The sequence below is a fragment of the Acinetobacter johnsonii genome, assembly GCF_048551975.1.
In the GTDB taxonomy this organism is placed as follows: domain Bacteria; phylum Pseudomonadota; class Gammaproteobacteria; order Pseudomonadales; family Moraxellaceae; genus Acinetobacter; species Acinetobacter johnsonii_A.
On the sequence record NZ_JBIMCF010000327.1, the window covers coordinates 1 to 250 of the forward strand.

The following is a 250-nucleotide window of genomic DNA, read 5'->3' on the forward strand; positions in this document are numbered from 1 at the left end:
GGCAAACTCGGTGCCGACTTTGATGGGGTATGGACTAATCGACCATTGTGTGCCGACTAAACTTAAATACCCTTTAATAGATGCATTGAAAGAGAATGGTGTGCCATACGATTATGTTGAATTTCCAAAATCGAACCATGGAATGTATAATGATATTGATAAATTGCAGGAGTTTATCAATCTATCACTTGAATACTGTGATAAATATTTTGGTAAATAAGATAAAGACAAACCCCAGTTTGCATAACTG

At 35.6% G+C, this 250-nt stretch carries 1 protein-coding gene; it reads left to right on the top strand.

The annotated features are described in order from the left end of the window. Nucleotides 1-220: prolyl oligopeptidase family serine peptidase (locus tag ACG9ZB_RS17675; protein WP_419326889.1), on the top strand; the 220-nt coding region annotated here is incomplete at its 5' end. Between the last annotated feature and the right edge of the window lie 30 nt (nt 221-250).